The organism is Actinophytocola oryzae, assembly GCF_004364325.1.
GTDB classification, from domain to species: Bacteria; Actinomycetota; Actinomycetes; order Mycobacteriales; family Pseudonocardiaceae; genus Actinophytocola; species Actinophytocola oryzae.
Genome location: NZ_SOCP01000021.1, coordinates 34,046 through 58,311 on the forward strand (window position 1 = coordinate 34,046; position 24,266 = coordinate 58,311).

The 24,266-nt window shown below is 74.7% G+C and carries 17 protein-coding genes; 13 read left to right on the plus strand and 4 right to left on the minus strand.

Features of this window, described 5'->3' with window-relative positions; all coding sequences use genetic code 11:
• The first annotated feature begins 93 nt into the window (after positions 1-93).
• From CLV71_RS48150 to CLV71_RS38810, 12 genes are all read left to right on the plus strand, one after another.
• Positions 94-255, plus strand: coding sequence for a hypothetical protein (locus CLV71_RS48150; protein ID WP_166664434.1), 162 nt, complete (start codon positions 94-96; stop codon positions 253-255).
• Positions 256-366: 111 nt separating this feature from the next.
• The gene (locus CLV71_RS38760) at positions 367-3,603 is read left to right on the plus strand and encodes a CHAT domain-containing protein (RefSeq protein WP_133907916.1); all 3,237 of its coding nucleotides are present in this window, start codon (positions 367-369) and stop codon (positions 3,601-3,603) included.
• Between the two features lies 1 nt (position 3,604).
• Positions 3,605-4,831: an alpha/beta hydrolase gene (locus CLV71_RS38765; protein ID WP_133907917.1), complete on the plus strand. Its 1,227-nt coding sequence runs from the start codon at positions 3,605-3,607 to the stop codon at positions 4,829-4,831.
• Positions 4,828-5,454, plus strand: a complete 627-nt coding sequence (locus tag CLV71_RS38770) for a 4Fe-4S single cluster domain-containing protein (RefSeq protein ID WP_133907918.1) — start codon at positions 4,828-4,830, stop codon at positions 5,452-5,454. The genes CLV71_RS38765 and CLV71_RS38770 overlap by 4 nt, the downstream gene beginning before the upstream one ends.
• Positions 5,451-6,602 carry a hypothetical protein gene (locus tag CLV71_RS38775; RefSeq protein ID WP_133907919.1) on the plus strand — a complete coding sequence of 384 codons (1,152 nt, stop codon included), beginning with the start codon at positions 5,451-5,453 and terminating at the stop codon, positions 6,600-6,602. Before CLV71_RS38770 ends, CLV71_RS38775 begins: the two co-directional genes overlap by 4 nt.
• Positions 6,599-8,293 carry an AAA family ATPase gene (locus CLV71_RS38780; RefSeq protein ID WP_133907920.1) on the plus strand — a complete coding sequence of 565 codons (1,695 nt, stop codon included), beginning with the start codon at positions 6,599-6,601 and terminating at the stop codon, positions 8,291-8,293. Before CLV71_RS38775 ends, CLV71_RS38780 begins: the two co-directional genes overlap by 4 nt.
• Entirely contained in the window at positions 8,283-10,112 is a 1,830-nt protein-coding gene (locus CLV71_RS38785) for a hypothetical protein (protein ID WP_133907921.1), read from the plus strand. The genes CLV71_RS38780 and CLV71_RS38785 overlap by 11 nt, the downstream gene beginning before the upstream one ends.
• Positions 10,109-11,077, plus strand: coding sequence for a TRAFAC clade GTPase domain-containing protein (locus CLV71_RS38790; RefSeq protein ID WP_133907922.1), 969 nt, complete (start codon positions 10,109-10,111; stop codon positions 11,075-11,077). Before CLV71_RS38785 ends, CLV71_RS38790 begins: the two co-directional genes overlap by 4 nt.
• Positions 11,070-13,235 carry a hypothetical protein gene (locus tag CLV71_RS38795; RefSeq protein WP_133907923.1) on the plus strand — a complete coding sequence of 722 codons (2,166 nt, stop codon included), beginning with the start codon at positions 11,070-11,072 and terminating at the stop codon, positions 13,233-13,235. Before CLV71_RS38790 ends, CLV71_RS38795 begins: the two co-directional genes overlap by 8 nt.
• Positions 13,228-14,556: a hypothetical protein gene (locus CLV71_RS38800; RefSeq protein WP_133907924.1), complete on the plus strand. Its 1,329-nt coding sequence runs from the start codon at positions 13,228-13,230 to the stop codon at positions 14,554-14,556. Before CLV71_RS38795 ends, CLV71_RS38800 begins: the two co-directional genes overlap by 8 nt.
• Position 14,557: 1 nt before the next feature.
• The gene (locus CLV71_RS38805) at positions 14,558-15,547 is read left to right on the plus strand and encodes a hypothetical protein (protein WP_133907925.1); all 990 of its coding nucleotides are present in this window, start codon (positions 14,558-14,560) and stop codon (positions 15,545-15,547) included.
• A 112-nt stretch (positions 15,548-15,659) separates the two neighbouring features.
• Entirely contained in the window at positions 15,660-17,150 is a 1,491-nt protein-coding gene (locus CLV71_RS38810; protein ID WP_133907926.1) for a VWA domain-containing protein, read from the plus strand.
• A gap of 254 nt (positions 17,151-17,404) precedes the next feature.
• On the opposite strand, the gene CLV71_RS38815 is transcribed toward CLV71_RS38810, so the two are convergent.
• A complete protein-coding gene (locus tag CLV71_RS38815; RefSeq protein ID WP_166664435.1) occupies positions 17,405-18,448 on the minus strand; it encodes a Kelch repeat-containing protein in 1,044 nt (347 codons plus the stop codon).
• A 117-nt stretch (positions 18,449-18,565) separates the two neighbouring features.
• Here CLV71_RS38815 and CLV71_RS38820 point away from each other — a divergent pair, with 117 nt between their 5' ends.
• Positions 18,566-21,310, plus strand: a complete 2,745-nt coding sequence (locus CLV71_RS38820) for an AfsR/SARP family transcriptional regulator (RefSeq protein WP_243867186.1) — start codon at positions 18,566-18,568, stop codon at positions 21,308-21,310.
• Positions 21,311-21,373: 63 nt separating this feature from the next.
• Here CLV71_RS38820 and CLV71_RS38825 read toward each other — a convergent pair whose 3' ends face one another.
• From CLV71_RS38825 to CLV71_RS38835, 3 genes are read right to left on the minus strand one after another with little or no spacing between them, the layout of a single operon-like run.
• A complete protein-coding gene (locus CLV71_RS38825) occupies positions 21,374-22,345 on the minus strand; it encodes a Gfo/Idh/MocA family protein (protein WP_208297964.1) in 972 nt (323 codons plus the stop codon).
• Positions 22,346-22,363: 18 nt separating this feature from the next.
• A complete protein-coding gene (locus CLV71_RS38830; protein ID WP_133907929.1) occupies positions 22,364-23,722 on the minus strand; it encodes a hypothetical protein in 1,359 nt (452 codons plus the stop codon).
• Positions 23,722-24,264, minus strand: a complete 543-nt coding sequence (locus CLV71_RS38835) for a hypothetical protein (RefSeq protein ID WP_133907930.1) — start codon at positions 24,262-24,264, stop codon at positions 23,722-23,724. Before CLV71_RS38835 ends, CLV71_RS38830 begins: the two co-directional genes overlap by 1 nt.
• Positions 24,265-24,266: the final 2 nt, after the last annotated feature.

Below are 24,266 nucleotides of genomic sequence, written 5' to 3' on the forward strand. Positions count from 1 at the left end.
GGGTGCCACCCCGAGTTCTCGGGGTGGCGGGGGTCGAAACCCGGGGTCGCGCCCCCGCTGCGCCGTGCCGGTGCCTGCCCCTAACGTCGGCGCATGGTTCTCACTCTTGACCTGGAACAAGACGCGCAGGGGCGGATGCTTGGCACGGTCCGCCAGGAGGAGCGCGGCATAGTGCGAACCTTCGACGGCATCATCGAGCTGGTGGCGATCCTCGAGAGCTGCCTCGCCCACGAGTCCCCGGAAAAGGATTCCTAGGGGTCCGCCCCGAAAGATTCGGGGTCGCGGCACTGAAGTTTCGAACCCCGCCCCGCAACCACACTTGTCCCGGCCGTTCTCGGCATTTCCGCGAACCGAACGGGGGACATCGTGTCAGGCACCGCGAGCAGGGTGATCCGGCGGGAGCTCACGCGCATTCCCGGCATGCGGCAGGTGTCCACGGTCGTGACGCTGCGGCGGCTGTCCCGCACCGAGCTGGACGACCCGGCGGCCAACCTGTGCCGCCTCGAGGCCATCTCAGGGCTGACCGCCGAGGACTACGACGTGCGGCCGCGGCTCGCGGAGAAGCTGCGGTGGACCATGGGCCGGGGCGTTCTCGGCGCGTCGTACGTGATCGCGCTCGCGGGCACCCTGGGCATGCTCCGCAGGAACCTGGCGGCGTTGCGTGTCGTCGAGGTGTTCCTCGGCGTCACCGAGGCCGACTACCGCGACCTGCTCGGCCTCGCGATCAAGCTCCGCATGCGGCTCTCGGCCACCGCCGACACCATCGGCACGACGCTGCTGTTCGCGCTCGTCGGCGCGCTGTCCAACGTCGGCCGCGGCTGGGAGGCCACCTGCCTGCTGCGTGCCGACCTCGGGCTCGCCGCCCCCGACCCGCACACCCCGCCGGAGCGCCGCGCGGCCGAGTTCCGCAGGGCACTGGACGCGCGGCTCACCACGATGGTGCCGGACGCGGGCGTCCTGTACCTGAACGCGGTCATCCTGAGCCTCGACGAACTGGGCGTCGGCACCGAGGGCCTGCCCGCGGTGGCGCGCTGGGTCGGTCTCCAGGACGTGGACCACGGCTCCCGCGGCGCACTCGACGCGGCCCTCGTCCCGTGGCTGTCGCGGTTGTCCAGCCCGGTCACGGGCCTGATGGCGCTCGCGTCCTACGCCGCGGTGCTCGACTCGGCGGGCCACGGCGGCGAGTGTCTCGCCGTCGTCGAGTGGCTCGTCTCGGTCGACGAGGACGGCTACCGGGACGTCGACGCGCTGGCCGAGCGGTGGCACGCGGTCCGCACCGGCCCGGTGCCCGACATCGGCATGACGCTGTGGCGGGTCTGGGCCGACGTCCTCGTCAGCGAGGGCCGCCACGCCGACGCGCTCGCGGTCATCCAGGCGGACAGCGGCCTGCGTGACGGGGACCTCGACGACCCGGCCCGCTTCGGCCCGATCCTGCGCCGCAGGCTCGCCGGTGCCCAGGTGGACACCTCGGCCGCGTACGTCTTCTCGCTGGTGAGCGACCTGGCCGACCTCGGCATGCCCGACCCGGGCGCGCGGGTCGCCGAGTGGTTCCTTCGGTCCCACACCAACCTGTGGTCGGTCCCGGCCGGCGGCGACCCGGCCGTCCGGCACGTCGTCCCGTTGCTGACCCACTGGCTCGACTTCCGTGGCGACGAGTGGGGCGAGCTGGCCTGGCAGCTGTCCGAGCAGGTCGTCGGCTACCTGCGCGTGAGCATGCTCTTCCCGGACACGACCATCGACGACCGCCAGGAGTTCATCGGCTACGTCGAGGGCCTGCGCGTCCACGTCCGCCGCCTCGGGGTCGGCGGCATCGCCGCGGGCCCGCTCACCGGGGCACAGGAACAGCGGGTCCTGCTGGCGCAGCTGTGGGACGCGGAGCTGGGCCAGCGACTGCTGTTCGAGCGGTTCGTGCTGACCAGCGTGCGGCCGGTCGCGCCTGCCGCGCCCGCCGCCGACCGCTGGCCGCTGCGCGTGCCGGAGCCCGTCGGGTTCTTCGGACACCTGCCCGATCCGGAGGCCTGCCGGGACGAGGACATGCTGCGCCTGCTCGGTGCCCGCCACCGCGCCCGCGTCCCCGCCGCGCCGGTCGCCGAGGCGGAACCCTTGCGGGACAGGTGGTTGGCCGAGATCGAGACGGTGTTGCGGGCAGGGGTGACCCCGCACCTGCTCGGCAGCGCGGTGGGGGAGCGGGGCGTGCTGGTGCGTGCCGGGTTCCGGCCGGACGGCGCGTTGTTCTGGGCCGCGGTCCGCGCCGACGGCGGCGAGCTGCGCCTCGTCGCGGCACGCGCGGGTGCGGCGGGGGACCGGCTGCGGCTGCGCTGGGCGTCCTTCCGCCACGACGTCGGGCTGCTGCTCGCCTCGGGAGAGGCGTTGCTCGCGGGCCGCAGCGCCGAGGCCGACCCGGCGATCCGCACGCCTGCCGGGATGTTCGCCGACTCGCTCGGCGGCTGCGTCGACACGCTGCTGGCGATGCTCGACCGGCGCGTGGACGACACCCCGTTGGCCTGGTCCACCGCCGTGGCCCCGGCCGTCGCGGCACTCGCCACCTCCACGGTCGCGGTGGACGAGGCGGTGCCGGAGCGGCTCGACGCCCTGTGCGCGGAGACCGCCGCGACACCGGGGTGGGAGGCGACGCTGCGGACCGAGCTGCGGGCCGTCGCCGAACTCGTGGCGAGCCACCGGAACCCCGGCGGAAGGCCGGTCATGGACCGGATCGACGACGTCACGCGCGCCTATCTCCGTGACGTCGCGGGCATCTGGTCGCTGTCCCCGCTGCTGGGCGGGCTCTGCCGCGACGACGACGTGCTGTTCCAGCTGGAGGACGTGCTGCAGTCCGTGCCGGTCGCGCACCTGCCGGACGAGAACGGCACCCCGCTCTACCGGAGGGTCCGGTCGGCACGGGTGTCGCTGTCGCTGCTGCTGACGATCCTGCAGACCCGCATGGAGGCCGAGTTCGCCACCGACGCGCCCCGGCTGCTCGCCCTGTCCCACTTCGGCGAGGACGGCGACGGCGCGGCGGCAGGCGCGTACGCGACCTGGCTGCACCACGGGCAGCGCTGGCTCGCCGAGCACGGCCCGCTGCCGGGCGCCACCTGCCTCAACGCCGCGGACGACCCGCGTGGCGCGGCGGGCGCGTTGCGTGCCGCGCTGGAGGAGCACGGCGAGTTCCAGACCGTGACCGTGTGCGGGCACGGCAGCGCGGGTGACGCGGGGATGATCCTGTCCGACGGGCTGTGGCGCGGCGACGGCTGCGACTGGCGGTCGGTGAACCTGCTGATCCTGGCCAGCTGCTCGGTCGGCAGGCTGGAGCAGGTCGCCGACCGCGACGTCGAGGGCCTCTGCGTGCGGCTCGCACTCCACCGTGCGCGGTCGGTCCTCGCCTGCCGGTGGCCGGTGATCGCACCACAGGCGATCGCCTTCTCCAACGAGGTCGTCGCCTGCTACCTGCGGCTGCGCGCCGAGCACGGTGGCAACGGGGCAGGGTTGCGGGCCAGGGCGGTCAACGAGGCACGCCACCGGTTCCTCGACGGCGACCGGCCCGTGCCGGGCGGGATCGTGCGGCTCAACACCGTCGCCGCCTTCGACCTGTACGGGCTGGGCTGACATGGCGACCCCACTGACGATGGTGACGTTCGACCGGGACGGCAGGCCGGTCGACGACGCGCCCGACCGGCTCGCCGAGGCCATGGCCGACACCCGAACCCCGGTCACCGACGTGTTCCTGCTCAGCCACGGCTGGCTCAACACCCACACGCGGGCGCTCACGGCCTACGAGGAGTGGGTCCGCGCCATGACCGACTACTTCGCGCTGCGGTACTTCGAGACCGAGGAGCGGCGCCCCGGCTTCCGGTCCCTCGTCGTCGGGGTGCACTGGCCGAGCGCGCCGTGGCAGCCGGCGAGCGCGTCGCGGTCGGTCGAGGCGGAGATAGCCGCCTACGCCGACGTGCTCGGCGAGGACACCGTCGAGGACCTCGCGCCGCTGGTGCGCCGCGCAAGGGAGGGCGCCGACCCCGAACGGCTCACGCCCGCAGACGAGGACCGGTTCGTGCGGCTCGACGAGCGGGCCGGGCTCGACCTCCAGCAGGTGGGCGCGCGCCCCGGCAACGACCGCCTCGACTTCGAGCCCGGCGCCATCCACGCCGACTACCGCGCCACCCGGCCGGGTCCGTGGGCCGCGCTGCTCGCCCCGCTCAAGGTGACGAGCTTCTGGGCGATGAAGCGCCGCGCGCTCCACATCGGCGCGACCGGTGTGCGGACGCTGCTGGAGACACTGCGACAGGCCGACGTCAGTGGCAACGTCCGCTTCCACCTCGTCGGCCACAGCTTCGGCGCGATCGTGTGCTGTGCCGCGCTGCAGAGCGCCGCGCGGCCCGTGCACTCGCTGACCCTGCTGCAGGGCGCGTTGTCGCTGTGGTCGTGTGCCGCCGTCATCCCCGACACGCGGGTCGACGGCTACTTCCGGCCGCTGGTCGACCTGGGGCTGGTGACCGGGTCGGTCGTGACCACCACCTCGGACAAGGACCGGGCGCTGCGCTGGTTCTACCGGATGGCGGCGACGACCTCCCGGGACTACCGGCTGGCGCGGCCGAAACGGCTGCCGCGCTACGGGGCCGTCGGCACGTACGGGCTCGCGGGCCTCGACGCGGGCGTCGCCCGTCACCTCACCGTCGAGCGCGGCCGTCTGCGGTACGGCGTCGAGGGGGGCCGGGTGTACCGGGCCGACGCGAGCGCGGTCGTGACCGGTGGCGGGTTCTCCGTGCAGGGCGGCCATTCCGACCTCGTGCACCCCGAGCTGGCAGGCCTGGTGTGGGAGGCGGCGATGGTGCCGTGACGACACCGGTGCGGGTGGCCGCGACCTGGCCTGCCACCGAGGCGCTCGGCCCGGGGCTGCGTGCCGCGGTGTGGGTGCAGGGCTGTCCGTTCCGCTGCCGGGGCTGTGTGGCGCCGGAGTGGATCCCGAAGCGGGGCGGCAGGCTGGTCGACCCGGAGGAGCTGGCCGAGGAGTTGCTGACGGATCCGGCGGTCACGGGGCTCACGCTGTCCGGCGGCGAGCCCATGGCACAGGCGACCGGGCTCGCGGCCACCGTGCGTGCCGCCCGTGCGCGGCGAGAACTGGACGTCATCTGCTTCACGGGTTTCACCCTCGACCGGCTCCGCGCCGACCCGGCGGCCCACGAACTGCTGGCCGAGCTGGACGTGCTCATCGACGGGCAGTACGTCCGCGACCGCGACGACGGGCTCGGCCTGCGCGGCAGCGACAACCAGGTGGTGCACCACCTCACCGGCCGGCTGGCGGACACCGGCTTCGACTTCGAGACCGGCCCTCGCACGGCCGACCTCGTACTCACCGACCAGCGCCTCACGCTCATCGGCGTCCCGCCGACCGGCGTACTCGACATGGCGCGCGACTTCGTCACGGCACACCGGGACCGCGGCGGGAAGGACGAAATATGAGCAGGCTCGGGGACAAGCGCATCCGGTTGACCTACGACGACTGGTGGGCGAACCAGCGGGAGATCGCCGCGGTGCGTGCCGCGGCGGAGGAGAACGCGCGGCGCATCAAGGAGGTCCGTCGCGAGTTCAAGCGCGAGATCACCGCGGTGCGCGACGAGTTCGCGGCCGAGATCGCCGGGATCCACCGCGAGTACGGGACCCGCGTCGGCGCCCTGGAACAGGCGCGCGACGCGTCGCTGTCGCTGGCACGCAGGTGGGGGAACACCGCGGCCGAGCTGCACGACGAGATCGCCGAGGACGGGCGCCACGAGCGGTTCGCGCCCGGCGAGCTGGCCGCCGTCGGGCGCAGGCTCGTCGAGTTCCGCGACGACGCGGGCGGCAACGCGCCCGACGCGCGTTTCATGATCGCCTGGACCGCCACCAGGGACCTGACCGAGCTGCGGAGCAAGGTCGCCGAGCGGGCGCAGGAGTGGGAGACACTGCGCTCCGCGTGCGTCTCGGGGCTGACCGTCCTGCGGGAGCGGTGGCAGGAGCTGGCCACGTGGGAGCTGGCGCAGGGCGACGAGGTCGCGAAGGTGGACGTCGCCCACTGGTCCGGTGGCGCCCACGCCGAGCTGGGCGCGGAGCTGACCTCGGCGCTGCGTGCGGTGGCCGACCCGAAGACCGCCCCGGACACCGCGAGCCTGACCACGCTGCTCGGCAGCGAGCTGGACCGGCTCGCGGGGCGGCTGGAGCGCGTGTTCCAGAACGCGCTCGCCACCTGCCGCCACGCGCAGCTGCGGGCCGAGGTGTTCACCGACGTCGCGGGGCGGATGGCCGACCGGGGCTGGCACATCGTCGATCGGCAGATGGGCTTCGAGGGCGACGACACCCGCGCCGACCTCGTCGGTGTCATCAGGAACTTCTCCGGCGCGCAGCTGCGGATCCGGCTGCCCGCCCCCGGCGACGACCGCCAGGAGCTGCCGGTCCGGTTCGAACGCATCGCCCGCGAGGACCTGCCGGACAACGTCGTCGACAAGCTCGGCGAGCTGATGCAGGCCGTCGTCGACGACGCCGCGCAGGGCTGGGCCAGGACCGACCGCGTCGAGGAGCTGCCGTCACGCGACGAGGACACCGACGACGTCGAGGCGGAGCGGGAGCACTTGTGACCGCTGTCACCACCTCGCCGGGCAGGATCGCCGACGCACTCGTCCTCGGCGACGACGAGTCGTTGTTCGTGCTGTGCGGGCCGGGGGTGCTCGACCGCTTCGCCGACCCGGCGGGTGTCGTCCGCAACCTCGAGTCGGTGGTGGACCACGCGTTGCGCGGCCACGGGTTCGAGCGGGTGCTGTTCAGCAGGCCGGGGGACCAGATCTACTCCCTGCGCGACGACCTGCTGACCGGCAGCGGCCCGAACGGCGAGCGGGAGCGCAGGCCACTGCTGGTGTCCGGCCCGCTCAGCGACGTCGGCCACAGGCGCGGGCCCGCACCCGCGAGCCTGCCCCGGCACATCCACGACCTCGAGATGGGTGTGGTCATGTCCGGCGCGCTCGGCGACCAGGTGCGGACCGCGCTCGTGGTGCTGATGGCCGAGGACGTGCTGCGCTCCCTGAGCGGCCTGGCCCACGACCACGTGAACGCGCTGATCACGCAGGCGGCGCGGGGCGAGCTGCGGCAGGGCAACCTGATCCTGCTGGTGTTCACCTCGGCGAGCCTCACGGGCGTGCGGGACGCGGTGCGCGAGATGCACCGCTACGCCGGGCTCGAGGCGTTCCTCGAACGGCAGCTGCGGCGCTCGCCCCGGCGCAGTGCCGCGGTGATCGGCATGGCCGGGCGCACCGAGCTGGAGCACCTCGTCGCGGCGTTCGAGCTGGTCCCACCCGGTGTCGCGGCACTCGCGGTCGCCGAGCGGGACCGGGACGCCGCGCTCGGCGCCATGGTCGCCCAACCCGGCCAGACCATCCTCAACTGGAGCGCGGGACTGGGTGCGCTGGCCAGGTCCGGGGCGCCGCTCAGCGAGGCGACACTGCGCGAGGCCGGGCTGGTGGACGGGCCCGCGGGTGGCGAGGACGCGCTGACCACGCTCGCCGCGCGGCACGGCACCAGCGCGCTCGTGGACCGCATCACCGACATCGGCGACCTGCTGGTCGTCGGCAGGGGCCGCAACGTCGAGCCGCCCAGCCTGCACCTGGTGTTCAACGGCAGCCCGGGCACCGGCAAGACGACGGCGGCACACCTGGTCGGACACGCCTACCGGACGATCGGGGCCCTGCGCAGGGGACACACGCACGCGGTCAGCGGTTCGCAGGTCATCGGCCAGTTCGTCGGGCAGACCACCCACCTCGTCGACCAGGCGGTCGGCGCCGCGCTCGACGGCGTGCTGTTCATCGACGAGGCCTACCAGCTCAGCGACGACGAGCGCTTCGGCCGCGAGGCGATCACCACGCTGGTGCGGAACATGGACGAGCTGCGGGACCGGCTCGTGGTCATCGTCGCCGGCTACCAGGAGAACATGGAGCAGCTCCTGGCCAGCAACGCCGGGCTCGCCAGCCGGTTCGGCGACCCGATCGACTTCCCGGACTTCTCCGACGACGAGCTGGCCGACATCCTCGCCGGCTTCCTCGCGGGGTACGGCATCGAGATCGACGACACGACCCGCGCGCTGCTGCTGCGTGTGGTCGCGGGCGTGCCGAGGCCGAAGACGTTCGGCAACGCCCGCACGATGCGCCAGCTCTCCGAACAGCTCGCGGTGCGGTGGATGCGCACCAGGGAGTCCGCACCCGGGCCGTTCCGCGAGGCCCACCTGACACCGGCGGCCCGCCGCTACCTGGACGCGCCGGGGGGTGGCCGTGTCGGCTGAGGTGGCCCGCTGTCCGGTGTGCGCGCTGGTCGCGGTGCGCGACGGCGGGGTGGAGCAGTCCTGCGGTGAGTGCGGGTGGCTCCTGTGGGGCGGCATCGTCGCGGGTGTCCCGGACGCGGACGACGAGGCCGACTTCGCCGCCGCGCTCGACGAGGCGTGCTGGCGACGTGACCAGCTCGCGGTCGAGCACGTCGCCTTCGCCGACGACCGCGTGGGCCCCACCGACCGCGACCGGCTCGACGGGCTGATCCGCGGCCGGGTGCGTGGCGAGGCCGAGCGGGACGCGGTCGTGCGGGAGGCGGGAGAGCAGCGCGCGGCGGCCGGGAGGCCGGTGCCGTGGGTGGTGCTGGGGGAGGCGGTCGCGCGGCTGGTCCGCGGCGAGCTGGCGGCGGTGGGACTGGTGGAGCTGGACGTCGCGGGGGTGCGGACGGTCCGGCTCGACACCGATGACGAGGGGCTCGTGCTGGTCGGCGAGGCGGACGTGCGGGCGTGGCCGCACGTCGTGGCCGGCCTGCCGGGTGGGGCGGAGGCCGGGTTCGTGCTGGCGGGGGGCGTCGGCACGAACCCGGCGTCCGGGTTCGACCCGGACACGGTGCACCACGCGCTCGACGAGCTGCCCGGCTGGCTGTGGGCGCCCGGGGTCCGGGTCGTCACCCTGCGGCGGGTCGCGGGCTGGCGGCTGGTCGACCGTGTGGCGAGGACGGCCGTGGCCCGTGCGGACGGCGGGACGGACGTGTCGCTCGTGGGGTCGGCCGAGGACGTGCCGGCCGTCGCCGCCCGGCTCGCGCGACGGGCGCCGAGCAGGGACGCCTACCACCTGGCGGTCGTCGCGGCCGGTCCGTCGGGTTCGGTCGAGTCGGCGGGGGTGGAGCTGTTCCCGGCCGGGACGGTGGCGGGCGCGGACGTGCGGCGGGTGCTGCGGATCCATCCGCCGCCCTATCCGGTGTCCGAGCTGCTGCTCCCGGTCGTGCGGGAAGACGGGACGCCGGTGATCACCCATGCCGTCCCGGTGCCTGCGGCGTCGGGGGTCGAGGTGACGTTCGAGCTGGCAGCCCCTGGCCGGCCCCGGCTCGTGGACGTGCCTCCGGTCGACGTGGCGTGGTCGTTCCCGGCGGTGTGTGGCGGCGGGCACCTCGACCTGGTGTGCGTCGTCGAGCTGGGTGGCCCCGCCGAGCGGGTGGCGGCACGGCTGGCGAGGACCCGGCGACTCGTCGAGACAGTCGAGCAGGCACACCCGGTGCCCGGCGCGCTGCGGATCGGGCTGGTCGGGTACGCCGACCACGACCCGGCCTGGCGTGCGTTCGACGGGCCGGAGCCGATCGTCACCCACCTGCACCCGCTCGGCCCCGCCGGTGAGGCGTCCGTCGCACTCGCCACCTGGGGTTCGGACGGCGGGTGGGAGGACCCGAGGGTCGCGGCGGTCGAGGACGCGCTGCACGCCGTGGCCGAGGCGGACCTGGGTTGGCGCGCACATGCCCGCCGGGTCGCCGTGGTCACCGCGTGGCGGCCCCCGCACGCCGCACCCGCCGACACCGACGACTCGCTGCCACGCTGCCCGGCCGGGCACGAGTGGCCGCAGGCGGTGGCGGCACTCGCCAAACAGGAGGTCGCCGTGCTCACGCTGCTCGAACCACTCGCCCGCACCGACGCCGCCACAGGCACGCACGCGACCGTGACCTGGCAGTCGATCACGGCCGCCCGCGCCCCGGCAGAGGGCGCCGACCTCGGCGAGGCACCGCTGCGGCTGTTGCACGAGCACGGCCTGGTACTCGGCGTGGGTGAGGGGTATCCGCCGTTGGCCACGGTGAGCCCGAGATGAGCGAGGAGACGCTGCGGCCCCCGCAAGCCCCGCCCACCGACCCGACACTGCCGCCCCTCGTGACGCACGCGTTGTTCGGCGCACCGCAGAGCGGCAAGACCACCCTGCTCGCGGCGCTGGAGACCGCCGCGACCAACAACGGCAGGTCCTTCACCCCGGAACCCGGCCCCAGCACGGACTTCTTCACCAAGCTCCGCACCGCGATGGCCCCGCCGAAGCGGTTCCTGCCCGACCGCACCGAGCTGCCGGACACCCTGCACATCACCTTCGGCCCGCGCAGGGCCGCGCGGCCGAGGCCCGTCGACCTGGCCTTCCGGTTGCGGATCATGGACGTCGCAGGCCGGGTCACCCGTGACGAGGAGGCAGGCGAGGCGCCGTCGGCGGAACGCGAGGCGTTCATCGAGTTCCTGGCCGCCTGCGACGGCATCCTGTTCCTCGTCGACCCCCGCAGGGAGTCCGAGCGCGAACAGCGCGACACCAACCGGCACTTCCGCTCGGCACTCACCAGGCTGGCACAGCGGACGGGCCTGCACGGCATGCCACGCCACGTCGCCCTGTGCGTGACGATGCTCGACCACGACCCCCTGCTTCGGCGGGCGGCCGAGGCGGGCTTCGTGACACAGGACCCCCACCCCCCACACCTGCCCAGGGTCCGCGACCGGCACGCACGGGACTTCTTCGAATGGCTCAGCCACTGGCCGGAGCAGGGCGGCGCCCGTGAGATGCACGAGGCCCTCCTCGCCGCCTTCGGCGAGGACGCGATCTCCTACTTCGTCTGCTCGTCGGTCGGCTTCCGCCTCCACGACGGCCGCGCCGTGGCCATGGACCGGGGCCGCGAGAACTGGCAGAACATCAGCCCGTCCGGCGACCGCCACAAGCTGCTCGGCCCGATGAACCCGGTCAACGTCCTCGAGCCGGTCGAGACGCTCGTCGCGAGAGTGCTGGAGGAACGCGACCATGCCTGAGCTGTTCTGGGCGCACTACAGCAAACACCACCTGGACGCCGGGGACACCCGCGTGCTGGCGACCTCGCCGACACCCGGCCCCGGCGACGCGCTCGGCGACCTGGTGCGGTCCATGTACTCGATGAACCCGCCGACCCGGCGCCCGGTGCCCGCGCCGCTGCCGATCGCCTCGTTCGGGCCGCCCGCGCCGGTGGACGGCCGGCCGTGGCTCGCGATGTGCCTGGTCGAGCCCGCCGAGGGCCAGTACGACGCGTCGAAGCGGCTCTTCCACCGCGCGTCCTTCTACGCGCTCACCCATGAGACGGCCGCCCGGCGCGGCGTCACCTACGCCGGCCTGCTGTCGGTCGCGCTGGACCACCCGCTGCCCGCCCCGACACCGGTGCCCCTGCCCGGCGGGAGCGGCGGCCGGGTGGCGCGGTCCGTCGTCGACCTCGGTGCCGCCTGGTGCCTCGCGACCGCCGCCGCGCTGCTCGACGGGCCGGTCACCGTCCGCCCGCCGGAGTCTTCGGGAGCACTGGCACGGGCCGAGGTGCTCGACGCGGTCATGGCGTTCCTCCCCTACGGCTACCGCACGTCGGTCCTGGCCGCCACACACGCCGAGCCGGGCCCCTACCGGACCCGCCTCTCCTTCGCCGCCGACGGGCTCGACGCGCCCGCACCCCGCTCACCCGAGGCGCTGGCCTACCACGCGGTCCTCGAGAAGCTCGTGCTCGAGCACACCGCGCCGACCGTCGTCGAGTTCCTCGCGGCCGACCCGCGCCCGAGGGACATCGACGACCCGGCGGCGACGGCCGGGCTGGCGGACGAGGTCGCGGCGCTGGGAGCGTCGTGGGCAGAAGCGCAGGCCGGGCGGCTCGCGCCGGAGCAGGCCCGCGCCTGGCTGACCAGCGGCCCTGACCTCCCGGACGGCATCGCGGGCCTGCTGCTCACCGCCGCCCTGCACCCGTGGGACGACGCGGCACGCGCCTGGCTCGCGACGGCGTGGGGCGGGCCGGTGCTCGCGGCCGTCGCGAGTGCGTTGCCGGGGTGGCCGCCGGACCAGGCCGCCGCCGCGGTCGGGCTGGCGCGCGACCGCGGCCGGCTCGGTGACCTGGCCGACGAGCTGGTCAGCTCCGGCACCGCGTTCGGCCTGCTCTACGACACGCCGGACACGCTCGCCTGGTACGAGGTGCTCGCCGCGGGCTCGGACCTGCCGGGCTTCGCCGACGCCTTGCGGCGGGTCCTCGACGCGTCCGACGAGGTCACCGCAGGGTCGCTGAAGCGGGTGAGCAGGCCGGGCGGGGACGGCGGGCAGGACCCCGAGGCGCTGGCCAGGATCCTCGCGGTCGCGGCGGCCAGGGGGCGGCTCGACTCGGTGTCCCAGCGCGGCTGGGAGGTGCTTGCCGTGGTCGCCGGCCACATCGCCGCGCTGGGCAGGCTGGCCGCGGAGGTGGACGGCGGCTGCCCACTCGCCGACGTCCTCAGGTCCGTCGCCCACGAACGCGTCCTGCTCGCGGACGGGCTCACGGCAGGCGCGGCGGGGCGGTACCTGGCGGAGTTCCTCGCCGCGTGCCGCACGCTCGCCGACGCGGGCTGGCCGTCGCCGACCGTTGCCGACGTCGCCGAGGCGGCGGTCGTGCGGTGGCGGGACCGGCCGGACGCGGCGGCCTGGGCGTTGCTGCTCGCCGCCGGTGACCACGACCGCGACACGGTCGCCGCCTGCGTCGTCGAGGCCGTGCGTGACCGCCCCGAGCTGCTGGACGGTGCCGGGCCGTGGGACCAGGTCGAGGACCTCGCGCCCGCCCTGCGCGCACTGCGTGCCGCGAGGGTGCTGGCCGAGATGCTCAGCGTGCCGGACATGCCGCCCGCCCAGGTCGGGGACGCCTGCCGGGCCGCGGTCACCGCCGGGATGCCGGCGACCGACGTCCTGGCCGAGGTGCGCTCGTGGCCGGCCGCCGCCGACCCGCCGAACCTCGACGCCGTGCTGTGGGGCATGGCGTCCGACCTCGCCGACTACTTCGTGTTCGCCCACGCGGTGTGGTCGGCGGCCGGGTGGCCCGCCGGTGCGCGGCACCGGGCCTGGTCGTGTGCCGTCGCGGACCGGCGGCTGGCGGAGGCGGCGACGCACATCGAGTTCGCCAGAGGGGTGCACGGCTGGGAGCGCAGGGACGATGGCTGAGCTGGATCTCGGCGTCGACCTGGGGATGGCGTGCGCCAGGCTCGCGGTGCTGGACCGGAGGGGCGTGCCGGTGGCGCCGCTGCGGGACACGGCCGTGCCCGACGAGGACCTCGGTGTCGTCGACGACAGGGTGTGCCGGTTCGTGTCGGCCGTGCTCCGCGCACCCGCCGACGACCGCGACGGCCGGGCCGGGGTGCCCCGCCGCTCGGTGGTGGCCGTGCCGCACTCCTGGCTGGGCGGCGACCCGTCGCCCGCCGCGTTGCTGGAGGGCAGGCTGTGCGGCGCCGACGACACCGACGGCCGGGTGGTCAGCCAACCGGTCGCGGCGGCGGCCCACCTGTGCCGCCGCGACCCTCGTCTCGTGGACGTTCCGCTGGTGCTGTGCGACCTCGGCGCCACGGCCCTGCGCATCGCCGTCTGCCGGGTCACCTCCACGCGGGTCGCGCTGCTGTCGCACACCGAGGTGACCCGGTCGTTCGACGTGGACACGGCACTCGCCGAGTACGCGATCCGCCGGGGCAGCCGCGTGGCGCCGGCCAGGGTGGACGCGCGGCTGCTGCGTCGCACGATCGCGGCCGCTCGCGCGGGGCTGGTGCCCGAGGAGGAGGCCGAGCTGTGGGCGGGCCGCCGTGAGCTGTTCGGCCGCGAGCCGTACGTGACCGCGGGGGCGTACACGCTGACCTACGACGACGCGGCCGCCGCGACCGAGGCCCTGACCACCGCCGCGGGCGCGCTGGCGCGCGAGGTGCGTGCGACACGGGCGGAGCTGACCGACGGCGGCCCGTGGCGGCTGGCGCTGCTGGGCGGGGGCGCGTTGTTCGTGCCGCTGCGCCGGGCCGTGCTCGCGGGCATGGGCGCCGAGACCGGCGGGCGGGTGCTCGACCTGGACCGGGACACGGTCCTGCGTGCGGCGGCGTGCGGTGCGGCGCTGGTGGCCGGTGGGCTGCTCGACCCCGGTGACCGCTACCCGCACGAGGTGTCGCTCGCCGCTCGCCAGGTGAGCGGGGGCGTGCTGAGGCCGGTCGAGGTGCTGCTGGCCAGGCCGGGTGAGCTGCACGCGGGCGGTCGGAGCCTGCCCGGCCGGGGCGTGCCCGCACCGGTGCACTTCGACGGCCGCGACGTCGAGCTGGTCGTGCGTGACCGGGGCGGCGTGTCACACCGGGTGCGGCGGCCGGTGCCGGAAGAACTGAAGGGCGGCACGTTCGCCGTCGCGTTGCGCCAGCTGGCGACGGGGGAGTGCGTGCTCGTGTGCCGGTCCGGCGACCGGCCGCGACGGGAGTGGGACCTCGGCGTGCTGCCGGTGTCCGGGACGGGAGGGTGACATGCTCCAGGACCGACTCGCGCGGCTGGCGGGCGAGAGCGGCGCGACCGTCGCGCTCGAGGCGGTGGAGACCGCGGCGAACTGGGCCGCTGCCGAGCTGGCGGTGGTGCCCGGCGGCCCGAGGCCCGTGGCGATCGGGGCCGTGAGCGCGCTGGACCGCGCGTTGCGCGCGGTGGCCGGGCTGAGGGACCGGGTCGGCCCACTGGTGACCGCGGCGGGACTGCGGGACGAGCTGCGCGGTGAGCTGGAGGCGGCGGTGCTGGAGGGCGACGCGCTCGGTGCCGAGGTGTCGCGGCTGGCCACCGAGCAGCGGCAGCTCCAGGGCGCGAGGCAGGCGAACGAACGCCGCCGGGCCGAGGCGGTGGAGCTGGCGGAGGCGGTGGCCGAGCTGCGCCGGGTCCGCAGGGCGGCGGAGGGGCTACCGGAGCTGCGGCGGCTGCGGGACGAGCTGGCCGTGCTGACCCGTCCGGTCGCCGGTGACGTCAGCCAGGTCGAGGAGGGGATCGCCATGCGGGCCGCCGCGGTCGTCGAGACAGCGGGGGAGGTGCTGGCGAGCCTGCCGGTCCCGCTGGCGGCCGCGGTGGAGGACGTGCGTGTGCGGACGAAGCAGGTGGATGAGGCCCGTGCCCGGCTCGCGGAACAGCGGGCGAAGGCGGCGCGGCTGGGCGAGGAGGTTGCGGCGGTGCAACGGGAGATCGCGGTGGAGGACGACCGGATCCTGGCCCAGGCCAGGCGGCTCGAGGAGCTGCGGACGGGCCTGTCGCGCAAGGCCCGCCGAGCGGGTGAGGTGGCCGGCGCGCACGAGCCGGAACTGGCCGAACGCGCGAACCGCCTGGAGGTGGAACTGGGTGAACTGGCCGCCCATCTGACCAAACTGGAGACCGAGGCAGGCACACTGCGCGACGCGGCCCAACGCCGATCCGACGGCCTGACCCCGATCCGCCTTGGCGACGCCCTACGCCCGAACCCACCGGCGGGTGGTGCGCCGTGAGACACGTCGCGATCCCGCTGCCTGGGTGTGCTTCCGCCGATCGCGGGGCGGTTGCGGAGGTGCTGGTCGGCGGCGAGGCCCTTCGCCCGGTTCCGTCGGCAGGTGGTGTGTTGTGAGACGTCTCGCCGTTCTCCTGGTGGCGCTGTTGTCGGCGGCTTTCCCTTCGGCTTCCGCCGATCCCGGGGTGACCGCCGACGAACTGCTCGACCTCGTCGGCGGTCAGGTGTCCACGCACGTCGTGATCCTGGTCGACACCTCCGCGTCGATGGCGACCGGCGGGCGGTACGGGTACGTCACCGCCGCGGTCGAGGGGTTCGTCGCCGCGCTTGGACCCGCTGACACTGCGTCGGTCATCCCCTTCGACGAGGCTGCCGGCACGACCTGTCACGCGAGTCCCGGCGACCCGACGCTGGCCGGCTGTGTGCCTCACGGGCCCCCGACCGGCTCCTACACCGACATCGGCCGCGCCATCGCCGCCGCCCTGTCCGACGCCGAGGCACACCCCGGCTCGATCGTCGTCCTCGTGAGCGACGGTGACCACGAACCGACGGACAGCAGCGAGTACCCGGCCCCGCCCTCGGCCACCGCACCCGGCTGGCAGGGCCTCCGCGCCAGAGCCGCGGCCCTGTCCGACGTCACCGCCTACGCGCTCCCCCTCGCCGGCAGCAGCGGTGTCAACGCACTCGACGTCGTCTTCCCCGGCGCACGCACCCTCACCGCCAGCTCACCCGCCGACCTCCAGACCGAGCTGGCGACGGTCACCGAACCCCGCCGCAGAGCCGTGACACAGCAGCGGCTGGCCGCCGACGCACACCCGACGGTGACGGCCACCTGGGTCGGCGCCCCCGTGAACGGCGAGTCCGGTCACGGCACGGCCACCCTCCGCCTGCGCTCCGGCGCGACCCACGTTCCCCTGACCGTGACCCTCACACGCCTCCGCGCGGCGGGCCACCCGATACAGGCCGACCTCCCCGCCCCGGTGACCCTCGCCCCGGGCGCCGCCGCCGACGTGGCGATCCCCCTGACCTGGCGCCCGCCAGCCGAGGAAGGTCTCTGGCGCCGCACGGCAGGCATGTCCTCGACCCTGACCCTGTCGGCGACGGTCGGCACCCCGTGGGCCGGCGCACTGCGTGACCTGCGCATCGACGTCCGCCCCGGCCTCGCCCCACCGGAACCGCTGCGGCTCACGTGGAACCGCGACCTCGGCTGGACCGGCACCGCCCGCACGGTCGGCGTCCTGCTCGCCATCGTGCTGGTGGCCGCTTCGACAACGGCCGGCAGACGATCCTGGCGTCGCCGGTACCCCGCGCCGACCGGGAAGGTGCGGGCACGCCCGCTGTTCGGCACGGAATGGTCCGACCCGCTGCCCGTCGGCAGGCTCGCCGCCATCCGGCGCCGATCGGCCGCCGGCTTCCCCGGCACGGTGGTCATCCGCTACCGAGGCGTCCGTGACACGCCCGGCGGCACCAGGGAACCCGTCTACGTCATCCACTACACGCCCCCACCCACGCGCGACCGGCGGCCTGCCCAGGACTGGAGCCACTGCCGCCCAGGCGCCTCCATCCTGGTCAACGGCACGCTCTTCACCCACGAGAACCCGTGAAGCCGGGTCGTCGGCGGCGACTCACCTGGGCAATGCCGCCGACGACCAGGACGACCCCCGTGCACGGACCGGCCCGCCGTGGGCCGTGGTGCGCGTCGGTCGTGGCGGGGGCTCGTGCCACGTACCGGCTCCGGGGTCGAACCGCTCCGCCGACCGTCGCGCGGTCGTCGTCTCGCGGAGCGGACCACGCGGCCGCCGGTCACGAGGACCGATCCGTCCTGCGGCCGTGTGGCGCTGAGGGTTTCCTTGGTGGGTCACGGGATCAGCACCTCACCGACAGTGGCGGTGCCCCCGGCGACGAGGACGCGGTCGTCCGGCAGCTCGATCATGGCGTGGGCACCGCGACCCTCGACCAGGCGGCCGAGCGTGAACCAGGTGCCCGCGACGAACGCCAGAGCCGTGTGGTGTCGCGGGGTGCCGGTGCCGCCGGTGACCACCACGACGCCCGACCGGAGGGTGATGGCCCGGTGGCCGCCTCGCCCGCCGCCCGGCATTGGCGGCGCGGGTCGCCACGTCCCGATCCACGGGTGGAACAGCTCCGCGGTGGCGAGACCGTGCGGGTCGAACGAGCCGTCCGGTGCGAGGACCGGGTCGCCGCCGGTGACCAGCACGCGGTGGTCGAACAGCAGCACGGCCTGGTGTCCGGCGCGGGGTTGGCGCAGGTCACCCGTCGCGGTCCACGCACCGGTCGCCGGGTCGTAGAGCTCGCAGCCGGTCAGCGCGGCGGCGCTGTCGTCGGTGGGGAGCAGACCGCCGACGACGAGCACCCTGCCGTCGTCGAGCAGTACGGCCCGGTGGTCGGTGCGGGCGTCGGTCATCGAGCCGGTCGCGGTCCATCCCCCGGTGTGCGGGTCGTACAGCTCCGCGGACGTCAGTGCGCCACGACCGCCCGCGACGAGCACCCGCCCGTCACGCAGCCGGGTCGCGGTGTGGCCGTTGCGGACGGTGGTCATGGGCGAGGTGGGTGTCCACCGGCGGGCCACGGGGTCGAACACCTCGGCGGACGCCGTGTCCGCACCGCCCGCGACGAGGACGTGGCCGTGCCACAGGGCGGTGGTCGTGTGGTGCTGCCGGGCCACCCCCAGCTCCGGCCCGGCAGCCCACGAGTCGCCGGTGGGGTCGAACACCGCGGTAGCGGCGCTCGCCGCACCCCCTGTGCCGGTACCGCCGGCGAGCAGTACGGCGCCGCCCGGCAGCGGCACCAGGTCCACAGCGGACACCCGGACGGGCGGAGCGCCCGCGGGCAGCCACGTGCCGGGCACCCGGGTGGACTCCTTCGTCGTCGCTCGGTTGGGCACGGCTGCTCCCATCAGTGATCGCCTGCCGGGTCACCGTTCCACCGGGAGTTTGCGATCCGTCTACAATTCGTCGACATCGCCGGTATCTGGAGCACGTCAACGGGTTCCTCTATTGGCGTGGACGCGTTGGTCCGGGTACTGGGACCGCTCGAGGTGCGGACCGGCGACGACGTGCTCGACCTCGGGGGCACCCGGATCCGCACACTGCTCGCGGTGCTCGTCGCGAACGCGGGCCGGGTCACGACCGTCGCCACGCTCGTCGGCGCGCTGTGGGGCGAGGACGACGCACCACCCGGCGCCCACCGGTCGGTGCGCACCTACGTCTCCCGGCTGCGCCAGGCGCTGTCCGGTCTCCCGGCCGACGAGCTGTCGCTGGTCACGCACCCCGCCGGCTACGTGTTGCGTGCCGGGCCGGACGTCGTGGACGCCGTGCGCTTCGAGCGGCTGGTCGCCTCGGTCAGGACGGCCGAGCCCGCGCAGGCGGTCGAGCGGCTGACGGTCGCACTGGGACTGTGGCGGGGGGACGCCTACGGCGAGTTCGCCGACGTGGCGCCACTGCGGGCGGAGGCGGCGCGGCTGCACGGGATGCGCCTGCGTGCGGTCGAGGACCGGGTCGAGGCGGAGCTCGCGACCGGGGAGGGCGCGGCGCTGGTCGAGGAGCTGAGCGCGCTGACGGAGCGGCACCCCGGCCACGACCGGCTGTGGGGCCACCTGATGGTCGCGCTGTACCGGGCGGGACGGCAGGCCGACGCGCTAGAGGTGTTCGTGCGGGCCAGGGGCGTGCTGGCCGAGCGGTTCGGGCTCGACCCGTCACCCCGGCTCGTCGAGGTGCACCGGCAGGTCCTCGCGAACGACCCGGCGCTCGCGTCGCCCGTCCGGCCGGTTTCCGTGGTGCGCAACGACCTGCCGCGCGACATCGCCGACTTCGCAGGCCGGGGTGCGGACCTCGCGCGGCTGGTGTCGGCCGACGAGCCGCTCGGCACGGCCATGGTCATCGAGGCGCTGGACGGGATGGCGGGGGTCGGCAAGACGACGCTGGCCGTGCACGCCGCGCACCGGCTCGTCGACCGCTACCCGGACGCGCAGCTGTTCGTCGACCTGCACGGCCACACCCCCAGCGCGGCGCCGGTCGCGCCGCTCGCCGCACTGGACATGCTGTTGCGGGCACTGGGGGTGCCCGGCGAGGAGATCCCGAACGACCTCGACGCGCGTGCCGCGCGGTGGCGGGCGGAGCTGGCCGCCCGCCGCGTGCTCGTCCTGCTGGACAACGCCGCCGACGCCGCGCAGGTCCGGCCGCTGCTGCCGGGCACGGCCCGGAGCCTGACGCTGATCACGAGCCGCCGCAGGCTCGTCGACCTGGAGACCGCGCGGACGATCTCGCTGGACGTGCTGCCGGTGGCGGACGCGGTCGCGCTGTTCACGCTGGTGGTCGGCGCGGACCGGGCGGCCCGCGAGCCCGAGGCGGTGCTGGAGGTCGTCGAGCGGTGCGGGTACCTGCCACTGGCGATCCGCATCGCGGGCGCCCGGCTGCGGTCCCGGCCCGCGTGGACCATGCGGCACCTGGCGGACCGGCTGCGGCAGGCCTCGCCGCTCGCGGAGCTGTCGGCGGGGGACCGGAGTGTCGCGGCGGCGTTCGCCCTGTCCTACCAGCACCTCGACGAGGCGAGGCGGCGCATGTTCCGGCTCCTCGGGGTGCATCCCGGGCCGGATGTCGACGCCCCGGCGGCCGCCGCGCTCGCCGACGTCGACGTCGCGGAGGCCGAGCGGCTGCTGGAGCACCTCGTCGACGACCACCTCGTGCAGCAGCGGACGGCGGGCCGGTACCGGCTGCACGACCTCGTCCGCCTGCACGCCCGCGCGGTGGCGGGCGAGGAGGAGGTGTCCGCCGCGCTGCGCCGCGCGGTCGACTTCTACCTGCACACCGCGTACCGGGGCAGCAGGCTGCTCGACCAGCAGCACCCGCCGGTGGACCTCGGCACGCCGAGCTGCGTGCCACTGGCCCTGCCCGACGACGCCGCGGCGATGGCGTGGTTCGACGCCAACCACCCGAACGTGTTGGCCGCCAGGGTGGCGGCGGAGGAGGCGGGCTGGGACGTCGCGGTGTGGCAGCTCGCGTGGACGCTGGACAACTTCCACTACCGGCGCGGGCACATCCACGCCAACATCGCGTCGTGGTCGGCTGGCCTCGCCGCGGCCGAGCGCCTCGGCGACGTCGCCGCGCAGGCCCGCGCCCACCGGCGGCTCGGCCTGGTCTACGCGCCGCTCGGCGAGGCGGAGCAGGAGACGGCACTGCACCACCTCGGCTGGTCGCTGACCCTGTCGGAGAAGATCGGCGACGCCCTCGGGCAGGCGGGCGTCCACTTCGTCCTGGCCCTGGCCATGACCCACCGCGACGACTACCGGCAGGCACTGACCCACATGACCAGTGCCAGGAACCTGTACCGCGACCTCGGCGACTCGAAGTGGGAGGTACGCGCGCTGAGCATGATCGGCGCCTGCCACACCCGTCTCGGCGACCACGAACAGGCCCGCGACTACTGCGAGTCGGCGCTGGAGCTGTGCCGTCGGCAGGAGGACGTCTACGGCCAGGCGGACTCCCTCGACAACCTGGGCGGCATCGCGGCGGCCACCGGACGGCACGCCGACGCGCTGGACCTCTACGACCAGGCGCTGGCCCTGTGGTGCGACCTGGACAACACCTACCGCAGGGCAGGCACGCTGGCGTCGGTCGGCGACGTCCACCGCGACCTCGGCAACCACGACGAGGCCCGGCACGCGTGGCAGCAGGCCGTCGACCTCTACCGGGAGCAGAACCTGGAGACCGCCGCGTCCCGGGTAGCGGACCGCCTCGTGCCGCACTGAAGGACGCCTTTGTAACGCCCAGCGTTACGAAGGCGTCCTTCAGTGCGTGGGGGCCGGCGGTGGCTACGGTCTGAGGGGGAGGCCCGCGGCGGTGTAGATGTCGTCGATCAGGGACATCGTGGCGACAGAGTCGGCCGGTGGGGTGAGGTTCGTGTCCGCGCCGCCGACCGCCGCGGCGAAGGCACGCAGCTGGCGCGTGTAGGTGCCCTCCCCGGCGACCCTCTCGCGGCGCCGGTGGCCGTCCACGGTGACCACGAGACGGCCGAACACCTGTGGTGCCGCGAAGTTCGTGACCGTCATCGTGCCGCGCTCGCCGAGGACCCGGGCCCTGATGCGGAACACGGTTGTCGACCACATCGACGCCCGGACCTGTCCGGTGGCGCCGCCCGGCAGGTCGAACTCGGCCGTCATCGCGCGGTCGACGCGCCGGTCACGCGACAGGGTCCGGGCCGTCGCCGACCTGACGGCCGGTTCGCCGGGGGAGAGCAGGCGCAGGCAGTGCACGGCGTAGCAGCCCGCGTCCATGAGCGAACCGCCCGCGAGGCCGAAGTCGTAGCGGATGTCGGAGAACAGGGGCAGCGGGAAGCACATCGCGGTCTCGACGCGCCTGATCTCGCCCAGCTCTCCACTGTGGACGATCTCGGCCATGCGCGCGGCGACCGGGTGGTACCGGTAGTGGAACGCCTCCATCACGACCCGGTCCCCCGCGGCGGCCGCGACCTCCCGGGCCTGCGCGGCGTTGGCGGTGAAGGGCTTCTCGCACAACACGTGCCTGCCCGCCTCGAGCGCGGCGAGCGTCCACTCCGCGTGCTTCCCGTTGGGCAGCGGGACGTAGACGGCGTCCAGCGACGGGTCGGCCACCAGCTCGGCGTACGACCCGTGCACGGTCGCCACCCCGTGCTTCGCGGCGAACGCCTCCGCCCGCCCGCGGTCCCGCGCCGCGACGGCCGCGACCTCGACCCCGTCGACCACCCTGGCAGGCCGCACCAACGCCGTCGGCGCGATGCGAGCCGCCCCCAGCACACCGATCCGCACCGCAGGACACCTTCCGTCTCAGTCGGGCACCCGCACGGGGTGGTCGTAGTGGAGCCGGTCCGGGGCCACCGTACCGCCGCGGTAGAGGAACTGGGTCACGCTCTGCCACGTCCCGCGTTCCTCCTCCAGCGTCTTCGGGAGGTCGATCCGCAGCTCCTCCAGCACCTTCCAGCGGTACAGGTCGAACGCCGTGCGCAGGCGTTCGGTGTAGGCGAGCATCGCGTGGGTCGCGTTGCGGTACAGGCCGTAGGACACGACCAGCAGACCGAGCGGCCACAGCACGCAGATCGACAGCCGTAACGCCGGTGACCACAGCGACAGCAGCACCACCGCCACCGCCGAGCCCGCCACGATCAGCCGGTCGCGGGTGCGGCGGAACTCACCGCACAGGACCAGGCCGCACAACACGACCGCCAGGTACGTGAGCCACGCCGCCGGGGTGCCCGTCACCGAGGGCAGGTGGAACGCGAGCCACCACGACAGCGGCGCCCCGAACAGCGGCAGGAACACCGCCACCGTCAACAGCAGGTCCACCGACACCCTCGCGTCCTTCAACGCCTCCGCGAAGTCGTTCGGCAGCAGCGGCCGCAGCCGCGTCCACATCACCACCGCGTCCAGGCGGTAGCGCACGGCCGAGTGCTGTTCCGCGGCCAGCACGACGTTGCCCATCGTCGTCGGGGACACCCCGCGTGGCGGCTGCGGGTACAGCACGAACAGCCTGCGCTGCACCGAGGCACGTTCCTCGCGGACCTGCTGCTCGGCCGCCGCCAGCCGGGTGTCGAGGGCGAACCACAGCGTCGTGAACCGTTCGGCGCGGCCGGTTTCCTCGCCGTGCAACGCCTTCGCCAGCTCGGTGAGCCGCACGGACGTGCCTGCCGTCCACTCCGGATCGTCGGTCAGTCCCTCCAGCGCGGCCAGCTCCGCGTCGATCTCGTTGCTCGGCAGGGCATGCGGGGTCACCTCCGCCGGGCGGGGGAACGCGTCCCGCTCGCCCGCCAGCCGCTCCTCGCGGCGGCGCAGCACCTCGTCCTGCTCCACCAGCGTCTGCCGCGCACGCTCCTGGCGGCGCAGCAGCGGCACGCGCACCCGGTCCGCCCACGACGGCCAGTAGCCCTGGCACACGCGGTCCTGCCACTCCCGCAGGTTGCCGACCAGGAACGTCAGGAACGCCGCCAGCACGAGGAACCCCGCGATCAGCACGGTCTGCGCCATGCCGGGCAGCCTGCCCCACCGCGCGACCGCGCCGGACACGCCGGCGACCGTCATCGAGACCACGAGCACCGTGCCGCCCATGAACGCCAGCACGGGGAAGAACGTCGAGACCAGCATCCGCCGGTCGAGGTAGCCGGTGACCTCACGCAGCACCGAGGCGAACATCAGGCGTCGGGCTCCATCTCGCCGTGGAACGCGATCCGCCCGCACGTCGGCGGGCGGCCGTCGGGCGTCGGTGTGCTCAGCCGGAGGTGGTAGGGCGGCGTGCACCTCGTGCAGACGTACCCCAGCGCGGGCACGTCGGGGTCGCCCGACCGCACGTCGGCAGCGAGCAGGTCGAGTGGCAGCGCCGTCGCGATCGTCGCCCTGGAGACCACGCCCGCCGGCCGGCCCTCGTTCACCAGGAGCACGTGGTGGGCGTCGATCCGGCCCACCAGTTCGGCGAGGTCGACCAGCTCGTCGCCGGACAGCTCGTCGGGGTGGTCGGCGAGCACGAGCAGCGGCGGGAACCGTTGCGCCAGCGCGGCGAGCGCGGTGTCCCGCGCGTCGAACGCGGTCAGCTCCGCCTCGTCCAGCACCCCGAGCGTGCTGCCGTCCGCGGTCGTCACGACCACGTGCTCCGCCTGCTCCAGCTTGGCCAGAGCCTCCCTCGGGTCGACGTCGTCACCCACCTCGACCCAGCTCCCGACCAACTCCGTCAGGCGCAAAC